Here is a 743-nt window from a genome sequence, read left to right as displayed (position 1 = left end):
TGGTATCGGATTGAGTTGACGTGTTTGTTGAGTTCATGTTCCCACTCGAGCAGGTCGCGGTCGGGGTTTTTGCGGGTGGGGTGATCATTCATGGCTCGCTGTGTCTTCTGTCTCCGACCCGGTTCGCGGGGTCGAGACCTTCGAGTGCGCCGCTGGCGCGGACGCTGCGACCTCGTGGCGGTGTCCGTCCACGGGATCGGAGATCCAGGCGACGGGACCGCTGACGTTGCACGCAACGTGGACGTTGAACCCGGTGGTCGTGTGCTTGCCCGACCACAGCGTTGGCCGGTCCACTCAAGACCAGCACGGCAACAGGGTTCCGTCGACGGTGTACTGACCATTGGGGTCGAGGTCGTCTGCGGTAGGAGCGTCGTCGCGTACCGTCGCGGCGATCCATGCGGTGAGCGACGAGATGGCCCGGGAGATCGTTGACTGCAAGACGCCGCACCGTTCGGCGAGTTCCACGTGAGCCGATTTGCGGCGCAGGTGCATCAACCTGACGACGAGAGAACCGAAAAGTCCGAGGATCGGTGGCCAACCGGGCGCCTTCCCCGATGCTGCGACGCAGTGAAGAATCCGCTCGGCGAGATCATTGCTTTCCTCAGAGTCATGCTTGTTGTATGTTTTTCGCGCGCCCGTTCTTTCTATGAATCCAGTCTGGTAGCTAAACTTTCTCACGAAAGACCGGCCGCCCGTGCGGGGCTCGCCGATAAATTCGGACTAGACTCGTGAATAACCCGCGG

Annotated in this window: 1 protein-coding gene; it reads right to left on the bottom strand. The window is 61.2% G+C overall.

All coding sequences use genetic code 11. From position 1 onward, the window contains the following. Positions 1-294: 294 nt before the first annotated feature. Positions 295-678 (bottom strand): hypothetical protein, encoded by a 384-nt coding sequence (locus tag ACH61_RS18020; RefSeq protein WP_153038969.1) that lies wholly within the window; start codon positions 676-678, stop codon positions 295-297. Positions 679-743: the final 65 nt, after the last annotated feature.

The sequence above is a fragment of the Rathayibacter tanaceti genome (genome assembly GCF_001634385.1).
GTDB lineage: Bacteria > Actinomycetota > Actinomycetes > Actinomycetales > Microbacteriaceae > Rathayibacter > Rathayibacter tanaceti.
The sequence above is the reverse complement of the archived record's forward strand: the minus strand, read 5'-3'. Positions and strand labels throughout refer to the sequence as shown.